This is a genomic window from Dactylosporangium siamense (genome assembly GCF_016862795.1).
GTDB lineage: Bacteria > Actinomycetota > Actinomycetes > Mycobacteriales > Micromonosporaceae > Dactylosporangium > Dactylosporangium siamense.
In genome coordinates this window covers 1-17,017 of sequence record NZ_BONQ01000161.1, presented here as the reverse complement: position 1 = coordinate 17,017, position 17,017 = coordinate 1, and the positions used below count along the sequence as shown (strand labels likewise).

16 protein-coding genes are annotated in these 17,017 nt (G+C 72.7%); 10 read left to right on the top strand and 6 right to left on the bottom strand.

Going from position 1 to position 17,017, the window contains the following annotated elements; translation table 11 throughout:
• Positions 1 to 11 precede the first annotated feature (11 nt).
• Together Dsi01nite_RS48850 and Dsi01nite_RS48845 are read right to left on the bottom strand one after the other, a co-directional pair.
• Entirely contained in the window at positions 12 to 2,471 is a 2,460-nt protein-coding gene (locus Dsi01nite_RS48850; RefSeq protein WP_203853334.1) for a sensor histidine kinase, read from the bottom strand.
• A 63-nt stretch (positions 2,472 to 2,534) separates the two neighbouring features.
• Positions 2,535 to 3,284, bottom strand: a complete 750-nt coding sequence (locus tag Dsi01nite_RS48845; protein ID WP_203853333.1) for an ABC transporter ATP-binding protein — start codon at positions 3,282 to 3,284, stop codon at positions 2,535 to 2,537.
• Between the two features lie 56 nt (positions 3,285 to 3,340).
• Here Dsi01nite_RS48845 and Dsi01nite_RS48840 point away from each other — a divergent pair, with 56 nt between their 5' ends.
• The gene (locus Dsi01nite_RS48840; protein WP_203853332.1) at positions 3,341 to 3,931 is read left to right on the top strand and encodes a PadR family transcriptional regulator; all 591 of its coding nucleotides are present in this window, start codon (positions 3,341 to 3,343) and stop codon (positions 3,929 to 3,931) included.
• A gap of 5 nt (positions 3,932 to 3,936) precedes the next feature.
• Here the strand turns inward: Dsi01nite_RS48840 and Dsi01nite_RS48835 are convergent, their stop codons facing one another.
• Complete coding sequence (locus Dsi01nite_RS48835; protein WP_275423483.1) at positions 3,937 to 5,052, bottom strand: NAD(P)/FAD-dependent oxidoreductase; 1,116 nt, start codon at positions 5,050 to 5,052, stop codon at positions 3,937 to 3,939.
• 90 nt (positions 5,053 to 5,142) lie between these two features.
• Here Dsi01nite_RS48835 and Dsi01nite_RS48830 point away from each other — a divergent pair, with 90 nt between their 5' ends.
• Positions 5,143 to 6,084 carry a PfkB family carbohydrate kinase gene (locus Dsi01nite_RS48830; protein ID WP_203853330.1) on the top strand — a complete coding sequence of 314 codons (942 nt, stop codon included), beginning with the start codon at positions 5,143 to 5,145 and terminating at the stop codon, positions 6,082 to 6,084.
• Positions 6,085 to 6,095: 11 nt separating this feature from the next.
• Positions 6,096 to 7,187 (top strand): DUF5925 domain-containing protein, encoded by a 1,092-nt coding sequence (locus tag Dsi01nite_RS48825; protein WP_203853329.1) that lies wholly within the window; start codon positions 6,096 to 6,098, stop codon positions 7,185 to 7,187.
• A 70-nt stretch (positions 7,188 to 7,257) separates the two neighbouring features.
• On the opposite strand, the gene Dsi01nite_RS48820 is transcribed toward Dsi01nite_RS48825, so the two are convergent.
• Positions 7,258 to 7,653 (bottom strand): hypothetical protein, encoded by a 396-nt coding sequence (locus Dsi01nite_RS48820; protein WP_203853328.1) that lies wholly within the window; start codon positions 7,651 to 7,653, stop codon positions 7,258 to 7,260.
• Between the two features lie 180 nt (positions 7,654 to 7,833).
• Between Dsi01nite_RS48820 and Dsi01nite_RS48815 the strand changes: the two genes are divergently transcribed.
• From Dsi01nite_RS48815 to Dsi01nite_RS48800, 4 genes are read left to right on the top strand one after another with little or no spacing between them, the layout of a single operon-like run.
• On the top strand, positions 7,834 to 10,353 hold the full coding sequence (locus Dsi01nite_RS48815) for a sensor histidine kinase (RefSeq protein ID WP_203853327.1): 2,520 nt from the start codon (positions 7,834 to 7,836) through the stop codon (positions 10,351 to 10,353).
• Entirely contained in the window at positions 10,354 to 10,776 is a 423-nt protein-coding gene (locus Dsi01nite_RS48810; protein ID WP_203853326.1) for a roadblock/LC7 domain-containing protein, read from the top strand.
• Positions 10,763 to 11,146, top strand: a complete 384-nt coding sequence (locus Dsi01nite_RS48805; RefSeq protein WP_203853325.1) for a DUF742 domain-containing protein — start codon at positions 10,763 to 10,765, stop codon at positions 11,144 to 11,146. Before Dsi01nite_RS48810 ends, Dsi01nite_RS48805 begins: the two co-directional genes overlap by 14 nt.
• Positions 11,127 to 11,732: a GTP-binding protein gene (locus tag Dsi01nite_RS48800; RefSeq protein WP_203853324.1), complete on the top strand. Its 606-nt coding sequence runs from the start codon at positions 11,127 to 11,129 to the stop codon at positions 11,730 to 11,732. Before Dsi01nite_RS48805 ends, Dsi01nite_RS48800 begins: the two co-directional genes overlap by 20 nt.
• On the opposite strand, the gene Dsi01nite_RS48795 is transcribed toward Dsi01nite_RS48800, so the two are convergent.
• On the bottom strand, positions 11,686 to 12,987 hold the full coding sequence (locus tag Dsi01nite_RS48795; RefSeq protein WP_275423482.1) for an FAD/NAD(P)-binding protein: 1,302 nt from the start codon (positions 12,985 to 12,987) through the stop codon (positions 11,686 to 11,688). The genes Dsi01nite_RS48800 and Dsi01nite_RS48795 overlap by 47 nt on opposite strands.
• A 115-nt stretch (positions 12,988 to 13,102) precedes the next feature.
• Between Dsi01nite_RS48795 and Dsi01nite_RS48790 the strand changes: the two genes are divergently transcribed.
• Positions 13,103 to 14,677 (top strand): amino acid permease, encoded by a 1,575-nt coding sequence (locus Dsi01nite_RS48790; RefSeq protein ID WP_203853322.1) that lies wholly within the window; start codon positions 13,103 to 13,105, stop codon positions 14,675 to 14,677.
• A gap of 125 nt (positions 14,678 to 14,802) precedes the next feature.
• Positions 14,803 to 15,261 carry a hypothetical protein gene (locus Dsi01nite_RS48785; protein ID WP_203853321.1) on the top strand — a complete coding sequence of 153 codons (459 nt, stop codon included), beginning with the start codon at positions 14,803 to 14,805 and terminating at the stop codon, positions 15,259 to 15,261.
• Positions 15,262 to 15,282: 21 nt separating this feature from the next.
• Here Dsi01nite_RS48785 and Dsi01nite_RS48780 read toward each other — a convergent pair whose 3' ends face one another.
• A complete protein-coding gene (locus Dsi01nite_RS48780) occupies positions 15,283 to 15,948 on the bottom strand; it encodes a hemerythrin domain-containing protein (protein ID WP_239136894.1) in 666 nt (221 codons plus the stop codon).
• 101 nt (positions 15,949 to 16,049) lie between these two features.
• On the opposite strand from Dsi01nite_RS48780, the gene Dsi01nite_RS48775 reads away from it, so the two are divergent.
• A partial coding sequence (locus Dsi01nite_RS48775) for an AfsR/SARP family transcriptional regulator (protein WP_203853320.1) occupies positions 16,050 to 17,017 on the top strand: 968 nt, incomplete at its 3' end.

Genomic DNA, 17,017 nt, shown 5'->3' with positions numbered 1-17,017 from the left:
TGTGCCTTGGTCTACAGGGACGGCAACCGTACGAGGAACGTCGTGCCGGGTTTCTCGCCGTGGTCGGTGACCGTGATCGTGCCGCCGTGGCGTTCGATGACGGTACGGCTGATGGCCAGGCCGAGGCCGGTGCCGGGCAGGCCGAGGCTGCGGATGTTGGAGCCGCGGAAGAAGCGTTCGAACAGCCGGGAGCGCTCCTCCTCGGGAATGCCGACGCCGGTGTCGGTGACGCGCAGGTCGACCCCGGCCGCGTCGCGGAGCAGTTCGATCTCGACCCGGCCGCCGGCGGGGGTGAACTTCACCGCGTTGGTGACGAGGTGGTCGACGACCTTGCGCAACCGTGGCTGATCGCCGGCCACGGGAGCCGGCCCGTCCGGCAGCGTGACCCGGAAGTCGATGTCCTTCTCCTCGGCGGCGCGGGTGCCCGCGAGAGCGGAGGCGTCGACCACGGCGGCGAAGTCGAGGGGCCGTTCGACGAGGGAGACGTAGCCGCTCTCCAGGCCGGCGAGGTCCAGCAGGTCGTCGATGATCGCCCGGAGGTTCTCGGCGTTGCGGGCGATGACGGACAGGAACTGGGACCGGGTCGTCTCGTCGTCGTTGTCGTGCAGGAGCAGCTCGGTGTACGACGAGATCGACGTCAACGGCGTGCGCAGCTCGTGGCCGACGAGGGAGATGAACTCGTCCTTCGTGCGGGCCAGCTGCCGGGCCAGGTCCTCGGCGCGGCGGCGCTCCAGGAACTGCCCGACGTGCGCGGCGATCCCGGACAGCAGCGCGATGAGGGACTGCTCCGGCTCCTCGGCGGCGTCGCCGAAGAAGCTCAGCGTGCCGGTGACCCCGCCGCCGTCGCGGATCGGCACGGCGAGACCGACCCGTAGGCCGTGCCGGGCCAGCGACGGCACGTTGAGCCGGCTCGCGACCGCGGAGATGTCGGGGATCCAGGTGGGCTGGCCGGTTTCCCAGGCGACGCCGGACACGCCGACGCCGGGGGCGAGCGGGCCGGGTTCGGGGATGACGTAGCCGGGTTCGGTCCACATCGCCGCGTTGCGCAGGACGTTGCCGACCTTGTCGACCAGCCACAGTTCGCTGTGCGGCCACTGCAGCGTGCGGGCGACCGCGCCGAGCAGCTCCGGGCCGCCCTCCTCGATGGTGGGCGCGTTCTCCAGGATGCGGGCGACCGCGAGCTCGCACTCGATGAGCCGCTCCGCCCGGCGCCGGTCGGTGACCTCGTGCAGGGCGGCGACGGCGCCGAGCCGGTTGCCGTCGGTGTCGCGGATCGCCTGCGCGTTGGCGGTGAAGCTGCGGCGGGGGCGACCCGGCCGGTGGATGACGACCTCGGCCTCGCGGACGTGCTGGCCGTGGAACGCGCGGACGAGGGGCAGCTCCTCGGAGGAGGTGCCCTGCGCGCGGAGGTGCTCGACCCAGGTCTCGGCGGTCGAGTGGTCGGCGTCGCTGCCGGCGATCTCCCGCATGGCGCGGTTGAACAGGATCAGCTTGCCCCGCTCGTCACAGGCGACCACGCCGGCGTCGAGGTTGTCGAGCAGGGCGCTGAGGAAGTGGCGCTCGCGGGCCAGCTGCCGTTCGGCGGCGACGCGTTCGCTGATGTCGTAGACGAAGGCGTGCGCGTGCCGGCCGGTCGGGCCGTCCACGACGTTGAGGGTGAGCTCGACCGGGAACTCGTCGCCGGCCCGGTTGATGGCGTAGAGCTGGAGCCGTTGCCCGATCAGCTTCGGTACGCCGCCGCGCGCCATCCGCGTCAGCCCGGCCCGGTGCGCGGCCCGGAAACGCTCCGGGATGATCAGCTCGTCGACCTGCTTGCCGAGCGCGTCCTGCGCGGACCAGCCGAAGGTGCGTTCGGCGGCCCGGTTCCAGCGGTTGATCTCCCCGCTGAGCTCGATGCCGACGAAGGCCTCGAGCGCGGTCTCCAGCACCGCGTCGGTCTCGGCCGCGGCGATCGCGATGTCCTGGCGGCTGGTCTCCGCGCCCAGCATGACCTCCAGCATCGCCGCGCACTCCGCCACCGCCGCGACGTCGTCGTCGGTCCAGTGCCGGGGCACGGAGTCGGTGACGCAGACCGCGCCCAGCGTGTGGCCGTGCAGGTCGTGGATCGGCTGGCCGAGGTACGCCGTGATCCCCTGGTCCTGCACCGCGCCGAGGTCCCGCAGCATGGGGTGGTCCCGGGCGTCGCTGACGACGAGCGGCGCGTTCTCGGTCACCACGTACTGGCAGAAGGAGCTGGTCGCCGGCAGGGCGTCGACGTGGTCGAGGTCCGGCGGCAGGCCGTGCCGGCCGACGATGTGCATCCGCTCGTCGTCGACGAGGGTCAGCAGGCCGACCGGCGCGACGACGGACCTGGCCGCGAGTCGCACCAGGCCGTCGACGGGCGCCGATGACGACGCGAGCAGCGTCCGGGCGCGCCGCAGTGCGGCGAGCCGTTCCGGCTGCGCGAGCACGCCAAGATCGAGTTGCGGCATGTCACACCCCCAACCCGCAAGCACGTCGCGTTGATCGTACCTGCGCAAAGGGGTTAAATCAGACTAAAGCCGTAGCTGCGTGGCGCGCGCGAGCGTCGAGGAGGGGTCCTCGCCGTCGGTCAGGTCGATGTCGTCGGTGAGCCGGCCGTCGGTCAGCCGGATCAGCCGGTCGCACCTGGCCGCGATGTGCTGCTCGTGCGTGGCGAGCAGCACCGTCATCCCGTGCTCCTCACGCAGGTCGAGCAGCAGGTCCAGGATCTGCGTGCCGTTGGCGGAGTCGAGGTTGCCGGTCGGCTCGTCGGCGAGCAGCAGCTTCGGCGACCCGATCAGGGCCCGGGCGATCGCGACCCGCTGCTGCTGGCCGCCGGACAGCTGCGCCGGCAGCGCCCGCTCCCGGCCGCCGAGGCCGACCGCCTCGAGGAGCCCGCGGGCGCGTTCCTGCTTGTCGAAGTCGACCCGGAACGGCAGCACCGGTGCGATCACGTTGTCCAGCGCGGTCAGGGCCGGCAGCAGGTGATACCGCTGGAACACGAAGCCGACCGTGCGCCGGTATTCGCTGAGCCGGCGCCGCCGCAGCGCGGTGACCTCGACGCCGTCGACCACGATCGTGCCGGCGTCGGCGGACTCGATCGCGCCGATCAGGTGCAGCAGCGTCGACTTGCCCGAGCCGCTCGGGCCGGTGACCGCGGTGAAGCTGCCCGCGCCGACCTGGAGGGTCAGCTCGTCGGCGGCGACGATGTCCTGTTCGCCGGTGTGGAACCGTTTCGTGAGCCCTTCGACCGACAGTGCGGCCCCCGTGGACGTAGCGGTCATGGCCCTACTCTGTCGCAATGCATTGCGACAATGCAAGAGGCAGGTAGTCTCTGAACATGCCGATCCATCACGCGGTGCTGTCGCTGCTGTCGCATGGACCCAGTTACGGGTACGAGCTGAAGGGCGCCTTCGAGACCGCGGTCGGCCCGCAGTGGGGCCCGCTGAACATCGGCCACCTGTATCAGATCCTGGACCGGCTCTCCCGCGACGGCATGGTCAGCTCCGAGCGGCACGCCCAGGCGGTGAAGCCGGACCGGGTGGTCTACGAGATCACCGACGCCGGTCGCGGCGAGCTGCGGCGCTGGCTGGACGAGGCGAGCCCGCGCAGCGGCGGCTTCCGCGACGACTTCTTCCTCAAGGTGACGGCCGCGGCCCGCTCCGGCGACCCGGAGGTCGTGCGGACCGTGCTCGGCCAGCAGCGCACGTACCTGATGCGCGAGCTGCGCAACCTCGACGGCCTGCGGCGCAAGGCGGCCGACCCGGTCGTCGGGCTGCTGCTGTCGGCGGCGACCCGGCACGTCGAGGCCGACCTGGCGTTCGTCGACGACGCGGAGCAGGCGCTGCTGCGCGACCCGGCGACGATCGCCGGCCTGGCCGGCGTCCAGCGCGCCGCGCCGCAGCCCGAAGGCCTGCAACGACCGGCCTGAAGGCGCTACACGCGCGGATGCAGGGCCCCGCGCCGCAACCCCGGGATCTCGAACGGCTCGCCGAGCAGCTCGGCCGCGCCCAGCCGGGCGAGCGCCGGCGCCGTCTGGATGCCGAAGCCACCCTGCCCCGCGAACCAGTAGAAGCCGTCCTGCGCCGGGTCGGGCCCGACGACCGGGTTGCGGTCCGGCGCGAACGTGCGCAGCCCCGCCCAGCTGGTGCGGACCCGGCGCAGCTCCAGGGTCGTCGCCGCGGCGACCCGCTCCACCGCCAGGGCCACGTCCTCGGGCGCGGCCACCGCGTCGACCGGCGGCGACGGCGTCTCGTCGCAGGGCGACACCAGCAGGCCGCCGCTCTCCGGCCGGAAGTAGAACTCGTCGCCCACGTCGAGCACGAGGGGCCAGTTCGGCGCCACGCCGTCGATGGACACGATCGCCACGGTACGGCGCATCGGCGTGAGCCCCGCCGTAGGAACTCCGAGCCGTCCGGCCACGGCGTCCGCCCACGCGCCGGCCGCGTTGACGACCCGCCCCGCCTCGAGGTCGCCGCGGTCCGTGGTGAGCCGCCAGCCGGTGCCGGTCCACTCGCCCGCCTCCAGGCCGATCGCGGTGCGCAGCACCACCCCCGCCGCGGCGGCGCGTTTGCGGTACAGCTGATGCAACGCGTCCACGTCGATGTCCTGCGCGGTCCGTTCGACCGCCGCCCGCGCGATCGCCGACGGGCGCAACGCCGGGCACAGCGTCTGCGCGCCCTCCACGTCCGTGCCCCGCAGCGACGGGTTGGCGGTCAGCAGCGCGTTCATCGCCGGTAGCTGGTCCTCGCGGGCCACCCAGACCAGCGGCCGGGCCCGCAGCAGCGGCGTGCCCGACTCGGCGCCGAGCGCGTCGAGGATCGTCCGTGACGCGCGGGTCAGCGCGCGCACCTCGGGCGAGCCGTAGCTCTCCAGGAACGCGGCCACGGACCGTCCGGTCGTGTGATACCCGAACTGGTTCTCGCGTTCGAGCACCACGATCCGCAACGGCTCACGGTGGCCGCCCGCGGCCTCCGCCTGTTCGACCAGCCGGCCATCAAGCTCGGCGAGCTCGGCGGCGAGGGACAGGCCGGCCATGCCCCCACCGATCATCGCCACGTCTGCGCGTTCGATGCTGTGATTGTCGCAGGCGATGTTGCCAAGTCGCAGAATGTTCCCCCTCGAGCCGGGTATCCACGGCGCGTGAAATTCGCCGAGCTCGCCGCCCGCTGGCAGGACCGTCCCGTGCTCGTCGTCGGAGACGCCGTGCTCGACTGCTGGTTGAGCGGCACCCCGACCCGGATGAGCCGGGAGGCCCCCGTCCCCGTCGTCACGCTCGACACGACCCGCGAGGTCGGCGGTGGCGCCGCCGCCATCGCCGCCGCCTTCACCGCCCTGGGCGCCCGGACCACCGTCGTCGGCGCGACCGGTGACGACGACGCCGGTGCCACGCTGCGGTCCAAGGTCTGGGACAGCGGCGCCGCGGACCGCATGGTCGTCGCGGTCGGCCGGCGTACGCTCACGAAGCGCCGCGTCGTCGCCGCCGGCCAGGTCGTGGCGCGGTTCGACGACGGTGACACCGCGCCCCTCGGCGGGGCGGCCGCCGACACGCTGCTGCAGCGGCTGGCGGAGTCCCTCGCCGAGGCCCCGGCCGCGGTCGTCATGTGCGACCTGGGCGCCGGCACGCTCGGGCGGGCCGTCCGCTCGATGCTCGCCGCCCGCCGGCTCGACGTGCCGCTGCTCGCCATCGACGCCCTCGACGTCTTCCCGTGGGCGCACCTGGGCCCCGACCTGCTCACCGTCGCCCTCGACACGGTGAGCGGCGTGGTCGAAGGCACCAACGGCGCCGCCGTCGCCGCGGCCCGCGGCATGCTGCTGCGCTCGACCGCGGCCGCGGTCGTGTCCGTCACGATCGACGCGGAGGGGGCGGTCGTGCTCAGCCAGGACGCCGACACCGTCCACACGTCCGCCGCGCCGGGGCCGCGCAACCAGCCCGCCTACGTCGCCGGCCTCGTCCTCGCCAAGCTCGCCGGCGCCACCGTCGCGGAGGCCGCGGCCACGGCGCAACGCTGCGCCGCCGCCCGGCCCAGCGACCTCGCCCCGGCCGTCGCGAAAATTGGTGTACTGGAAGCGACCCCGGCCTGATCCTGGTATGCATGTCTCCCGTCGATCCCTTCGCCGCGCTGCCGGTCGCGGCCGCCGTGGACGACGCGGACAGCGTCATCGACGTCCTCGACCTTCTGGCGTTGTCGGCGTTCGTCGCCGGCACCCAGCCGTTCGCCCGCACCCGCCACCTGTCGAACCTGCGCCGCGAGGCCACCCTGCTCCCCGACGGCGCCACCGTCCTGCGTGAGGCGCGTGACGACGACGACCTGTGCACCCTCGCCTCCGGCGACGGCTGGACCCTGCGCGCCACCCGCTGGAAGCAGGGCCGCCGGGCAAACGTCACGGTCACCGCCGTCTCCGCGGACCTCGCCGACAGCGTCCTCGCCGGCGCCGTCGACGGTGCCACCGAGCCGCCGCCGCCCGCCGACGAGTCGGTGGCGATCGGCTTCTGGCACAGCGGCAAGCACGGCCCGCAGCGCACCCCGCGCCGGATCACGGCCGAGCCGTGGGCGGACATCCGCACCAACTACGCCACGAAGACCGCCGAGGCCCTGGACCGCTTGATGGCCACGACCGCCGAGCAGGTCAGCGGCCGGATGATCCTGCTGCACGGGCCGCCCGGGACCGGCAAGACCACCCTGCTGCGCACCCTGGCCAAGCAGTGGCGGGACTGGTGCCAGGTCGACTGCGTGCTCGACCCCGAGCGGCTCTTCGCCGACCCCGCGTACCTCATGGACACCGCCCTCGGCGAGGACGACGGCGGCACGCCGAAGTGGCGCCTGCTGCTGCTCGAGGACTGCGACGAGCTGATCCGCGGCGAGGCCAAGCAGGCCACCGGGCAGGCCCTGTCCCGCCTGCTCAACCTCACCGACGGCCTGCTCGGCCAGGGGCGTGACGTGCTGGTCGCGATCACCACCAACGAGGACGTCGCCCAGCTGCACCCCGCCGTGGTGCGCCCGGGCCGCTGCCTGGCCCAGCTGCACGTGGCGCCGCTGCCGTTCGCCGAGGCCGCGACGTGGCTCGGCACCCCGGCCGGGATCGGCCCGGACGGCGCCACCCTCGCCGAGCTCTACGCCCTGCGCGACGGCGCCCCACGCCTGACCGTCACCGACGACCAGCCCCGCGTCGGCCTGTACCTCTGAGTCGGCCTGTACCTCTGAGTCGGCCGGTACCGCTGATCCGGCCGGCTTCTCTGGGCTGTCCCGGTCGCGGTCAGCCCAGGGTGATCTCGGCCTGCGGGGTGAGGTCGGTGCAGCGGATCACGACGCGGACCTCCTGGCCGTCGGTCTTGAAGGTCACCCGGTAGTCCTTGGCCGGGCCCTGCTGGGCGCCCTCGACATGGAAGCCGAGCGCGGGGCTCAGGGCGTCGGCCCAGGTGAGGCCAGCATCACAGCGGGCGACGATATTGCCGCCGGGGGTGCGCAGGACCCTCGGTGCGCCCGGCGAGGGCGACGGTGACGCGACGGGTGAGGCCGCGGGCGTGACCGGGGTCGTCGCGGCCAGCACCGCCGACCGCACCGCCTCGACCCTGCCGATGCCGAACGCGCTGATCGCCGCCGTGCACATGGTCCAGGCCCCGATCGCGAAAACCCACCGTCCACCTCGCATACCGGGCGCCCTGCCCAAAGCGGGGGAAAGCACACCGGGTGGCGGGGGAGGGCGGGGACGAGATCGCGGGCGAGCCGGGTTTGGGACGGCGACGACCTTGTTGGTGACTTCCTCGCCCGTGTGTCCGTATCATGCCCGAGACGCGCCACCCCCCTTGTCGACGCGACCCACGAGGATCACATGAAGTCCCGCACGTGGAGAATCCGCACGTGGTCGATCCGCGCCAAGATCGTCACCCTGCTGCTGCCGCCGTTGCTGTCGCTCGTCGTGCTGTGGGTCTTCGCGACCAGCCTGACGTCGGGTGCGGTGGTCGAGCTGTTCGACGCCCAGACCTACTACACCCTCGCGGCCGAGCCGGCCGAGTCGGTGATCGTCGAGCTGCAGCGCGAGCGGAAGCTGTCCCAGGTGTACCTCGGGGCCGGCCGGCCCGAGGGGAAGCCGGAGGCGGCGCTGCTGGCCGAGCAGCGGCGCAAGACCGACGCGGCGATCAGCAACTTCCGGACCCTCGCCGCGAAGGACGACCTCAAGGAAGCGATGCCGGCGGGGGCGACCGGGCGGCTCGCCGAGATCATGGTGGCGCTGGACGGGATCGTGTCGGGGCGGTCGGGGATCTCGCTCGGGCAGGTCGACCGGTCCGGCGCGATGGAGATCTACAACGGGCCGGTCGACGCGATCTACCGCTGGTACAACGCGCTGCCCGGGGTCAGTGACGCACAGCTGAGCAAGGACGCCAGCACGAACATCGCGATGAGCCGGGCGCGGGAGCTGCTCGCGCGGGAGGACGCGCTGGTCAACGGCGCCGCCGCGGCGGGCAAGTTCATCCGCACCGAGGCCGCCGACCTGATCGCGATGATCGGCGCGAAGCGCAACGCCTACGCGGAGCAGTCGGCGGAGCTGCCGGACGCGGTGCAGCAGACGTACCGGAACATCCAGGCCGGCGAGCCGCACAAGAAACTGACCGCCTTCGAGGACAAGATCCTCGCCGAGGCCAAGCCGAACGCCGCCATCCCGGTCGACATCACCGTGTGGCGGGACGCCTACGACAAGCTCGCCGACCAGCTGCGGCAGCTGGACCTGCAGTACGGCGACACGATCCTCGAGCGGGCCGAACCGGTCGGCGTCGACATCGTGGTGCGGCTGGTGCTCGCCGCCGTGCTGGGGCTGCTCGCCATCGCGGTCTCGGTCATCCTGTCGATCCGGATCGGCCGGTCGCTGATCAACCGGCTGACTGGCCTGCGGCAGGACGCGCAGTCCCTCGCCGACCAGCGGCTGCCGGAGCTGGTCGGCCGGCTGCGGCGCGGCGAGGAGCTCGACCTGGCCGAAGCGGCGCCACCACTGGAGTACGGCACCGACGAGATCGGCAAGGTGGGCAACGCGTTCAGCGCCGTGCAGCGCACCGCGATCGAGTCCGCGGCGCACGAGGCGCAGCTGCGGCGCGGGCTCAACGAGGTCTTCCTCAACATCGCCCGGCGCAGCCAGACGCTGCTGCACCGCCAGCTGGCGCTGCTGGACCGGATGGAGCGGCGCACCGGCGACCCCGAGGAGCTGGAGGACCTGTTCCGGGTCGACCACCTCGCGACCCGCATGCGCCGCCACGCCGAGGACCTGGTCATCCTGGCCGGCGCGACGCCCGGCCGGGGCTGGCGCAACCCGGTGCCGATGGTCGACGTGGTCCGCGGCGCGGTGTCCGAGGTCGAGGACTACGCCCGGGTGGGCTTCCTGACGCTGCCGGAGGCGGCGCTGGTCGGCCGGGCCGTCGCCGACGTCATCCACCTGCTCGCCGAGGTGATCGAGAACGCCACGTCCTACTCGCCGCCGCACACCCGGGTGCAGATCAGCGGGCAGCTGGTGCCGAACGGGTTCGCGGTCGAGATCGAGGACCGCGGCCTGGGCATGGCGCCGGAGGCGATCGAGGAGGCCAACCAGCGCCTCCTGCACCCGCCGGACTTCGACCCCGCCAACAGCGCCCGGCTGGGCCTGTTCGTGGTCGCGCTGCTCGCCGCCCGCCACGGGGTGCGGGTCACGCTGCGCTCCTCGCCGTACGGCGGGGTGACCGCGGTCGTGCTGATCCCGCCGCACCTGATCAGCGGCGCACCCCCGGAGCTGACCGCCTCGACCGCGGCCGAGCTGGCCGCGGAGCAGGCCGGGCCGGCCGCCGAACTGATCACCGAGTCGGCGCCGGACCTGACGACCGTCCCGGCGTCCGCGAAGGTCCCCACCGCCGGGATCTCCGCGTGGGCTCCCGAGCCGCTCGCCGGGCAGTCCGGACCCGCCGCCGACGGGCTGCCGGTGCGGCCGGCGGAGCTTGCCCGGCCGTCGCTCGTCGAGCTCGTCCCGCCGGCGGCCCGCCGCACGCACGACGTCGACGCCGAGGTGCTGCCGGAGCGGCCGGAGGTGCCACGGGCGGACGCTTCACCCGTGCCGACGCAGCGGCCGGAACCAGACCAGGCCATCGACCTGACCGACGACGGGCTGCCGAAGCGGCGCAGGCAGGCCAGCCTCGCTCCCCAGCTGCGGGAGCGACCCGAGGACGAGCACACGGTGGACGGGATCCCGGCGTCGCAGTTCGCGGCCGCCGCGGCCGGCAGGTCACCGGAGCAGACCCGCGCGATGATGACGTCGCTGCAGGCAGGGTTCACCCGGGGGCGCCGGGAGGCGGCGCTCACCGACGATCAGTCCACATCGGAAAGGGACGCATAGGTGGCACAATCGACGAGTCGCACCGGCAAGCTCGACTGGCTCCTCGACGATCTCGTCGAACGGGTCGAGTCGGCGCAGCACGCCGTGGTGCTCTCCGCCGACGGGCTGCTCATGGGGGCGTCCCAGGGGCTCGGGCGCGACGATGCTGAGCATCTGTCGGCGGTGGCGTCCGGGTTTCAGAGCCTGGCCCGCAGCGCCGGCCGGCACTTCAACGGCGGTGGCGTCCGCCAGACGATCGTGGAGATGGACGACGCCTTCCTGTTCGTCACCGCCGCTGGACAGGGCGCCTGCCTGGCCGTGCTGAGCGCCGCGGACTCCGACATCGGCGTGATCGCCTACGAGATGGCGATGCTGGTGACCCGGGTCGGGCAGTACCTCACCGCACCGTCACGAACGGGCGCTCCGTCCGATGCCGCCGGGTGATCACAGCTGGCTCGACTCCGACGCCGGGCCGGTGGTGCGCCCTTACGCGGTGACCGGTGGACGGGCCAGACCCGTCGTCGGCGGTTTCGACCTGGTGGCGTTCGTCGTGAACGCGGCCGACGGCAAGGGGCCCCGGCACCTGCAGCCGGAGCACTATGCGATCCTGGCCCGCACCCGCGAGCCGGTCACGGTCGCGGAGCTTGCCTCACACCTCGATCTCGCGCTCGGCGTGGTGCGCGTGCTGCTGGGCGACCTGCTCCAGCAGGGACTGATCGAGATGCACGAACCGGTGTATGACCAATCCGTCGGGCCGCAGCGGCCCGACGATCGCATCCTCAAGGCGGTTGTCAATGGTCTCCGATCGCTCTGACGGGCACATCCCGCTGGCGGTGAAGATCCTCATCGCCGGGGGATTCGGCGTCGGCAAGACCACGCTGGTCAGCGCGGTCAGCGAGATCCGCCCCCTGCAGACGGAGGAGGTGCTCACCAACGCGGGTGTCGGCATCGACGACGTCAACGGGGTCGAGGGCAAGACCACCACGACGGTGGCGATGGACTTCGGCCGGATCAGCATCAACGACGACATCGTGCTGTACCTCTTCGGCACCCCCGGACAGGACCGGTTCTGGTTCCTGTGGGACGAGCTCGCGCTGGGCGCGCTGGGCGCGGTCGTGCTCGCCGACACCCGGCGGCTCACCGACTGCTTCCCGTCGGTGGACTACTTCGAGGAGCGCAGCACGCCGTTCCTGGTCGCGGTCAACTGCTTCGACGGGGTGCAGAAGCACAGCGCCGAGGCGGTCCGCAAGGCCCTGGACCTCGACCCGGACGTGCCGGTGGTGCTCTGCGACGCCCGGGACCGGCGCTCGATCAAGGACGTGCTCATCGCCCTCGTCGAGCACGTGATGACGATCAAGCAGCCACCGGCACTCGAGCCAGCGCGGCGGCCTGGGTTCTGATCTCCGGCACGGCCGTCGTCTCCCACCAGGCGCCCCGCCGGGTCGGCCCGATCGCGACGACGCGGTCCGACGCCCCGCCGTCCCGGTCGACCAGCCGGCCGTGCCCGTCGACGTCGAGGCCGGTCCCGGTCGGGTCGCGGCGGGCCAGGCCGTCGTCGAGCAGCGCCCGGCCGAGGGTGCTGGTGGCCGCGCCGCCGGGGCCGGTGCAGTTGACGATCGCGCCGACCGGCCAGCTCTCGTCCTTGTTCCTGAACCTGAGTGTCACCACGAAGCCTCGCTCGCCGCGCCGGATCGAGTGGATCGCGGCCGCGTGCGTGAACAGCGCGCCGCTGTCGCGCAGGGCGGTCACCCGGTTGGCGACCGTCGGGGCCATCCGGTGCCGATGGACCTCCCAGTACGCCGCGACGTGCTGCAGGAACCGGCGCCGCGCGTCGACGGACAGCTGCCACCACAGCTGGTCGAGCTGGGGCCGCAGCGTGTCGACGGCGCAGCGCCAGTCGGGCTCGGTCGCCGCATAGCGCCGGACCGCCCGCAGCAGGCCGCCCGCGTCGGTGCCGTCGTGGGCGAAGCCCCCGGTCGCCTTCGGTTGGATCTCCAGATGCGGCTGGGGGAGCAGCCCGCGCCGGGACACCGCGTGCAGCGGCGCCCGCCGGCCCCGGTTGCTCAGCGACATCGCGACGTCCAGGGCGGTGAGCCCGGTGCCGATCAGCAGGACCGGCACGTCGCCCGGGACCCGGTCCAGCGCGCCCGGAGTCCACGGGTTTCCCACATAGTAGGGGTGGGTCCGCACGGCCGAGGTGATCGACAGGGGGCCGGCCGGGGCGCCGTGGCCGAGGGCGAGCACCACCCGGTCGCCCGCGACGGTCTGGCCGCCGCGCAGGATCACGCTCGGCCGTTCCTGGTTGTCCTCCAGGCGGATGGCGACACCACGGACATGCTCGAACCCGACCTCTGACAGCCGGTCGTGCAGGTAGTCGCCGAACACGGCGCGCGGGGCGAAGTCGGTCGGTCCGATGGGGAGTCCCTGGTCCCGGCACCAGTCGACGAAGTCGGTGGGCGCGTCGGCGAGGGCGCTCATCGCCGCGGCCCGCGAGTTGAGCAGGTGCGTGGGGTCGGTGGTCCGGTACGCCGCGCCCCGTCCGAGCGCGTCCGGCGCGGCCGGGTCGACGAGCACGATCCGCTCGCCGGCCTTGCTGAGGTGGATCGCCGTCAAGGCGCCGCTACAGCCTCCACCCACTACCACTGTGGTATTCATGCCCGCACCTAATTTCTATCTAACCGGTAGGTTTTAATGGTACTAGGTACGGCCGGTCGGGTGTAGAACCCAGATCCTCCGGGCATGTCGGGTTTGAACCCCTGGAGGTGTACCGATGTCGATCTTTCGGACCAAGTCGATCGAACAGTCCCTGCGCGACACGGACGAACCGGGCAGAGGACTGCGCAAAAACCTGTCGGCGTTCCACCTGACGGTCTTCGGCGTAGGTGTGATCATCGGCACGGGCATCTTCGTGCTGACCGGCCAGCAGGCCGCCCGCAACGCGGGACCGGCGATCGTGCTGTCCTTCGCCCTGGCCGGCGTCGTGTGCGCCCTCGCCGCCCTCTGCTACGCCGAGTTCGCGTCCAGCGTGCCGGTCGCGGGATCCGCGTACACCTTCTCCTACGCCACCCTCGGGCAGTTCGTCGCCTGGGTCATCGGCTGGGACCTGTGCCTGGAACTCGCCCTCGGCGCCGCCGTGGTGTCCCGCGGCTGGTCGGCCTACCTCCAGGAACTGCTCAACCTGCCCACCTGGCTGGCCGGCGACAAGGCGATCCCCGACTTCGGGGCCGCGTTCATCGTCGCCGCCCTGACCGTCGTGGCCGTCATGGGCGCGAAACTGTCCGGACGGGTCACCGGCGTGCTGGTCGTCGTCAAGGTCGCCGTCGTCGTGTTCGTCATCGGCCTCGGCCTGTTCTTCATCAAGGCCGCCAACTACACGCCGTTCATCCCCGCGGCCACCCCGTCGACGAAGGCCAGCGGCGGTGAGGCACCGTTGCTGCAGGTCCTCGCCGGGATCACACCGCAACACTTCGGCTGGTTCGGCATCGTCGCGGCCGCCTCCATCGTGTTCTTCGCCTACATCGGCTTCGACGTCGTCGCCACCACCGCCGAGGAGACCCGCAACCCGCAGCGGGACGTCCCATGGGGCATCATCGGCTCGCTCGTCATCTGCGGCGTGCTGTACATGGCGACCGCCTTCGTGGTCACCGGCATGGTCCCCTTCGACCAGCTCGACACCGCCGCGCCGCTCGCCAGGGCCTTCGACCTCGTCGGGCAGGGCTGGGCGGCCGACCTCATCTCCCTCGGCGCCGTGTGCGGCATCACGTCCGTGATCCTCGTCCTGCTGCTCGGGCAGGCCCGGGTCACGTTCGCGATGGCCCGCGACGGCATGCTGCCGCCGGTCCTGGCGCGCGTCCACCCGCGATACGGCACGCCGTGGGTCATGTCGACGATCACCGGCGTCGTGGTCGCCGTCCTCGCCGCGTTCGTGCCGCTGTCGGAACTGTCCGAGCTGACCAGCATCGGCACGCTGTTCGCGTTCGTGGTCGTGTCGATCGGCGTGATCATCCTGCGCCGCACCCGGCCCGACCTGCCCCGGGCCTTCCGGGTGCCGGGGGTGCCGTGGCTGCCGGCGTTGAGCGTCCTGGCCAGCCTGTACCTGATGCTCAACCTGCCGGTCGTCACCTGGGTGCGGTTCCTGATCTGGATGGCCGTGGGTCTCGTGCTGTTCTTCGCGTACGGGATGCGGCGCGCTGACGCGGCCATCTCGGCCGGCGCTGCTTCCGAGGGTGGCGCTGCTTCCGAGGGTGGCGCTGCTTCCGAGGGTGGCGCTGCTTCCGAAGGTGGCGCTGCTTCTGGGGGTGGCGGCCGCTCGGACGGCCGGTCAGGGTCGGTGGACCGGCCGTAGCCGGCCTCGGCCGGCGACCCGCGCTGTCGAGCAGGGGCCTGCCGCCGGCGCTCCCGGGATTCTCACACCCACGGGCACGTGTCCCGGGTGGCGCCGGGTTCGCCGGTGCTGGAAAGGTGACAGGCATGACTGACTTCGGCCTGCAGTCCGACGGGTTCGACTTCGACCCGGACGTGTTCGACTCGGACGACTTCGCCGATCCGCACGCCGTGTTCGGCACCGACGACGGACACGGTGTGGCGGCCGGGCTGAGCCCAGCCGCTTCCACCGATACCGCTGATCCCGTCACGGGCGCCGCCACCGACGGGCAGCCGCCGTCGACCGACGGGCTGCAGACCGTCGGCTACGACAGCGACGGCGACGGCACCGTCGACGTCCTGCTCGCCGACGAGAACCAGGACGGCGTCACCGACATCGCGATGTGGGACACCAACGACGACGGCCTCATCGACCAGGTCGCCTACGACCAGGACCACGACGGCAAAATCGACCTGATCTACCACGACGACAACTTCGACGGCACGACCGACCGCGTCGAGACCGCGGACGGCACCCAGGAGATCCCCGGCTACACCAGCAACTGAGGCCGGATCCGCGCCGGGTCGTCACGGGGTCAGGGCACCGCGGACCTTGCGCATCTGCTTGGCGTACTGGCGGCGGCCGACCGTGTGCCACAGCAGCCGGGCCGGCACGGGCAGGTTGGACAGGAACCGGGCGGACTCCTGCGGGGTGGCCTCCTCCAGCAGCGCACCGAGCATGAAGAGCAGCTTGTCCTTCGGCGTGTGCGAACGGGCCACCTCGCCGAGCTCGTTCCACTCCGCGACGGTGATGTGCTCCGAGATCAGCGGCAGCACCGAACGCTCCTCCTCGTCGAGGTGCACGAGCAGGTCGCGGCGGTGCTGGTCCATCGCCTCGGCGAGGCTGTCCCGGGCCTCGGCCGAAGCGTCCCGCTCCCAGGTGGCGAGGTGGCCCATCATCACGTGCAGGCCCTCGGCGACGACCTCGTGCTGCTGCTCCATCCGCAACACCAGATCGGCGTCGAGGTCGACCCGGGCGAGCAGCTTCGGCCACAGCAGGGCATCCTCGGATGTGTGGTGTGAGTGCAGGCCCTTGTCGTATTCGCGGACCAGCGCGGCCAGGGCGCGGGCGCGGTCGACGTCGCCGGGGCGCACCCCGCGGACCAGCTCGGCCATCAGCCGCGACTCGCGCCGGAACACTCGGTGCACGACGACCATCTCCTGGACCCACGGGCGTTCGACGGTGGTGGTCATATCGGTCTCCTCATACAGTTCGGTCTGGTCCCATCAAGGTGCGAGGACTGTCTTGTAGCGGTCTTGGAGACCGCTTGTGGGCGGCTACGATGGCGCGCGTCATGCTGATGCGGGTGCTCGGACCGTTCACGGTCGACGTCGACGGCGGTGCGGCCGACCTGGGCGGCCCCCGCCAGCGAGCCGTGCTCGCGTTGCTGCTGTCCGCCGGCGGTGAGGTCGTCTCCGTCGACCGGATGATCGACGACCTGTGGCGCGGCGAGGCGCCGCCGAGGGCGATCGCGTCCCTGCAGGCGTACGTGTCCAACCTCCGCCGCACCCTCGAACCCGGCCGGGAACGCCGCGCGCCGGCCCGGCTCCTGATCAGCGCCCCACCCGGCTACGCGATCCGGGTCGCACCCGACGCCGTCGACGCGTGGCGCTTCGAGTCGCTGCTCGCCGACGCCCGCGCGATCCACGCGGCCGAGCCCGGACGGGCGCGGCTGCTGCTGCGCGCGGCGCTGGAGCTGTGGCACGGCGGCGCCTACGCCGAGTTCGCCGGGGAGTCGTGGGCGCAGCCGGAGGCCGCCCGGCTCGAAGAGCTCCGCCTGGTCGCCCGGGAGCTGCTGCTCGACGTCGCGCTGCGCACCGGCGGCGCCGCGGAGGCGGTCCCGGAGGCCGAGCTGCTGACCCGGCACGCCCCGCTGCGTGAGGAGGGGTGGCGGCTGCTCGCCCTGGCCCTGTGGAGCACCGGCCGGCAGGCCGACGCGCTCGCCGCGCTGCGCCGGGCCCGCGGCATCCTCGCCGACGAACTGGGCCTGGACCCGGGACCGGCGCTGGTCGAGCTGGAGGGCGCGATCCTCGGGCAGCGGGTCGAGATCCTCGACCGCCTGCGCCGGCCCGCCGGCGGCGAGCTGGGCAACGACCTGCGCCAGCCGGTGGGCCGCGACGACCTGCGCCGGCCGGCTGATCCCAGCGGCCAGCGTCAGCCGGCGGACCTCGACGGCCAGCGCCAGCTCGACGACCAGCGCCAGCTCGACGACCAGCGCCAGCTCGACGACCAGCGCCAGCTCGACGACCAGCGCCAGCTCGA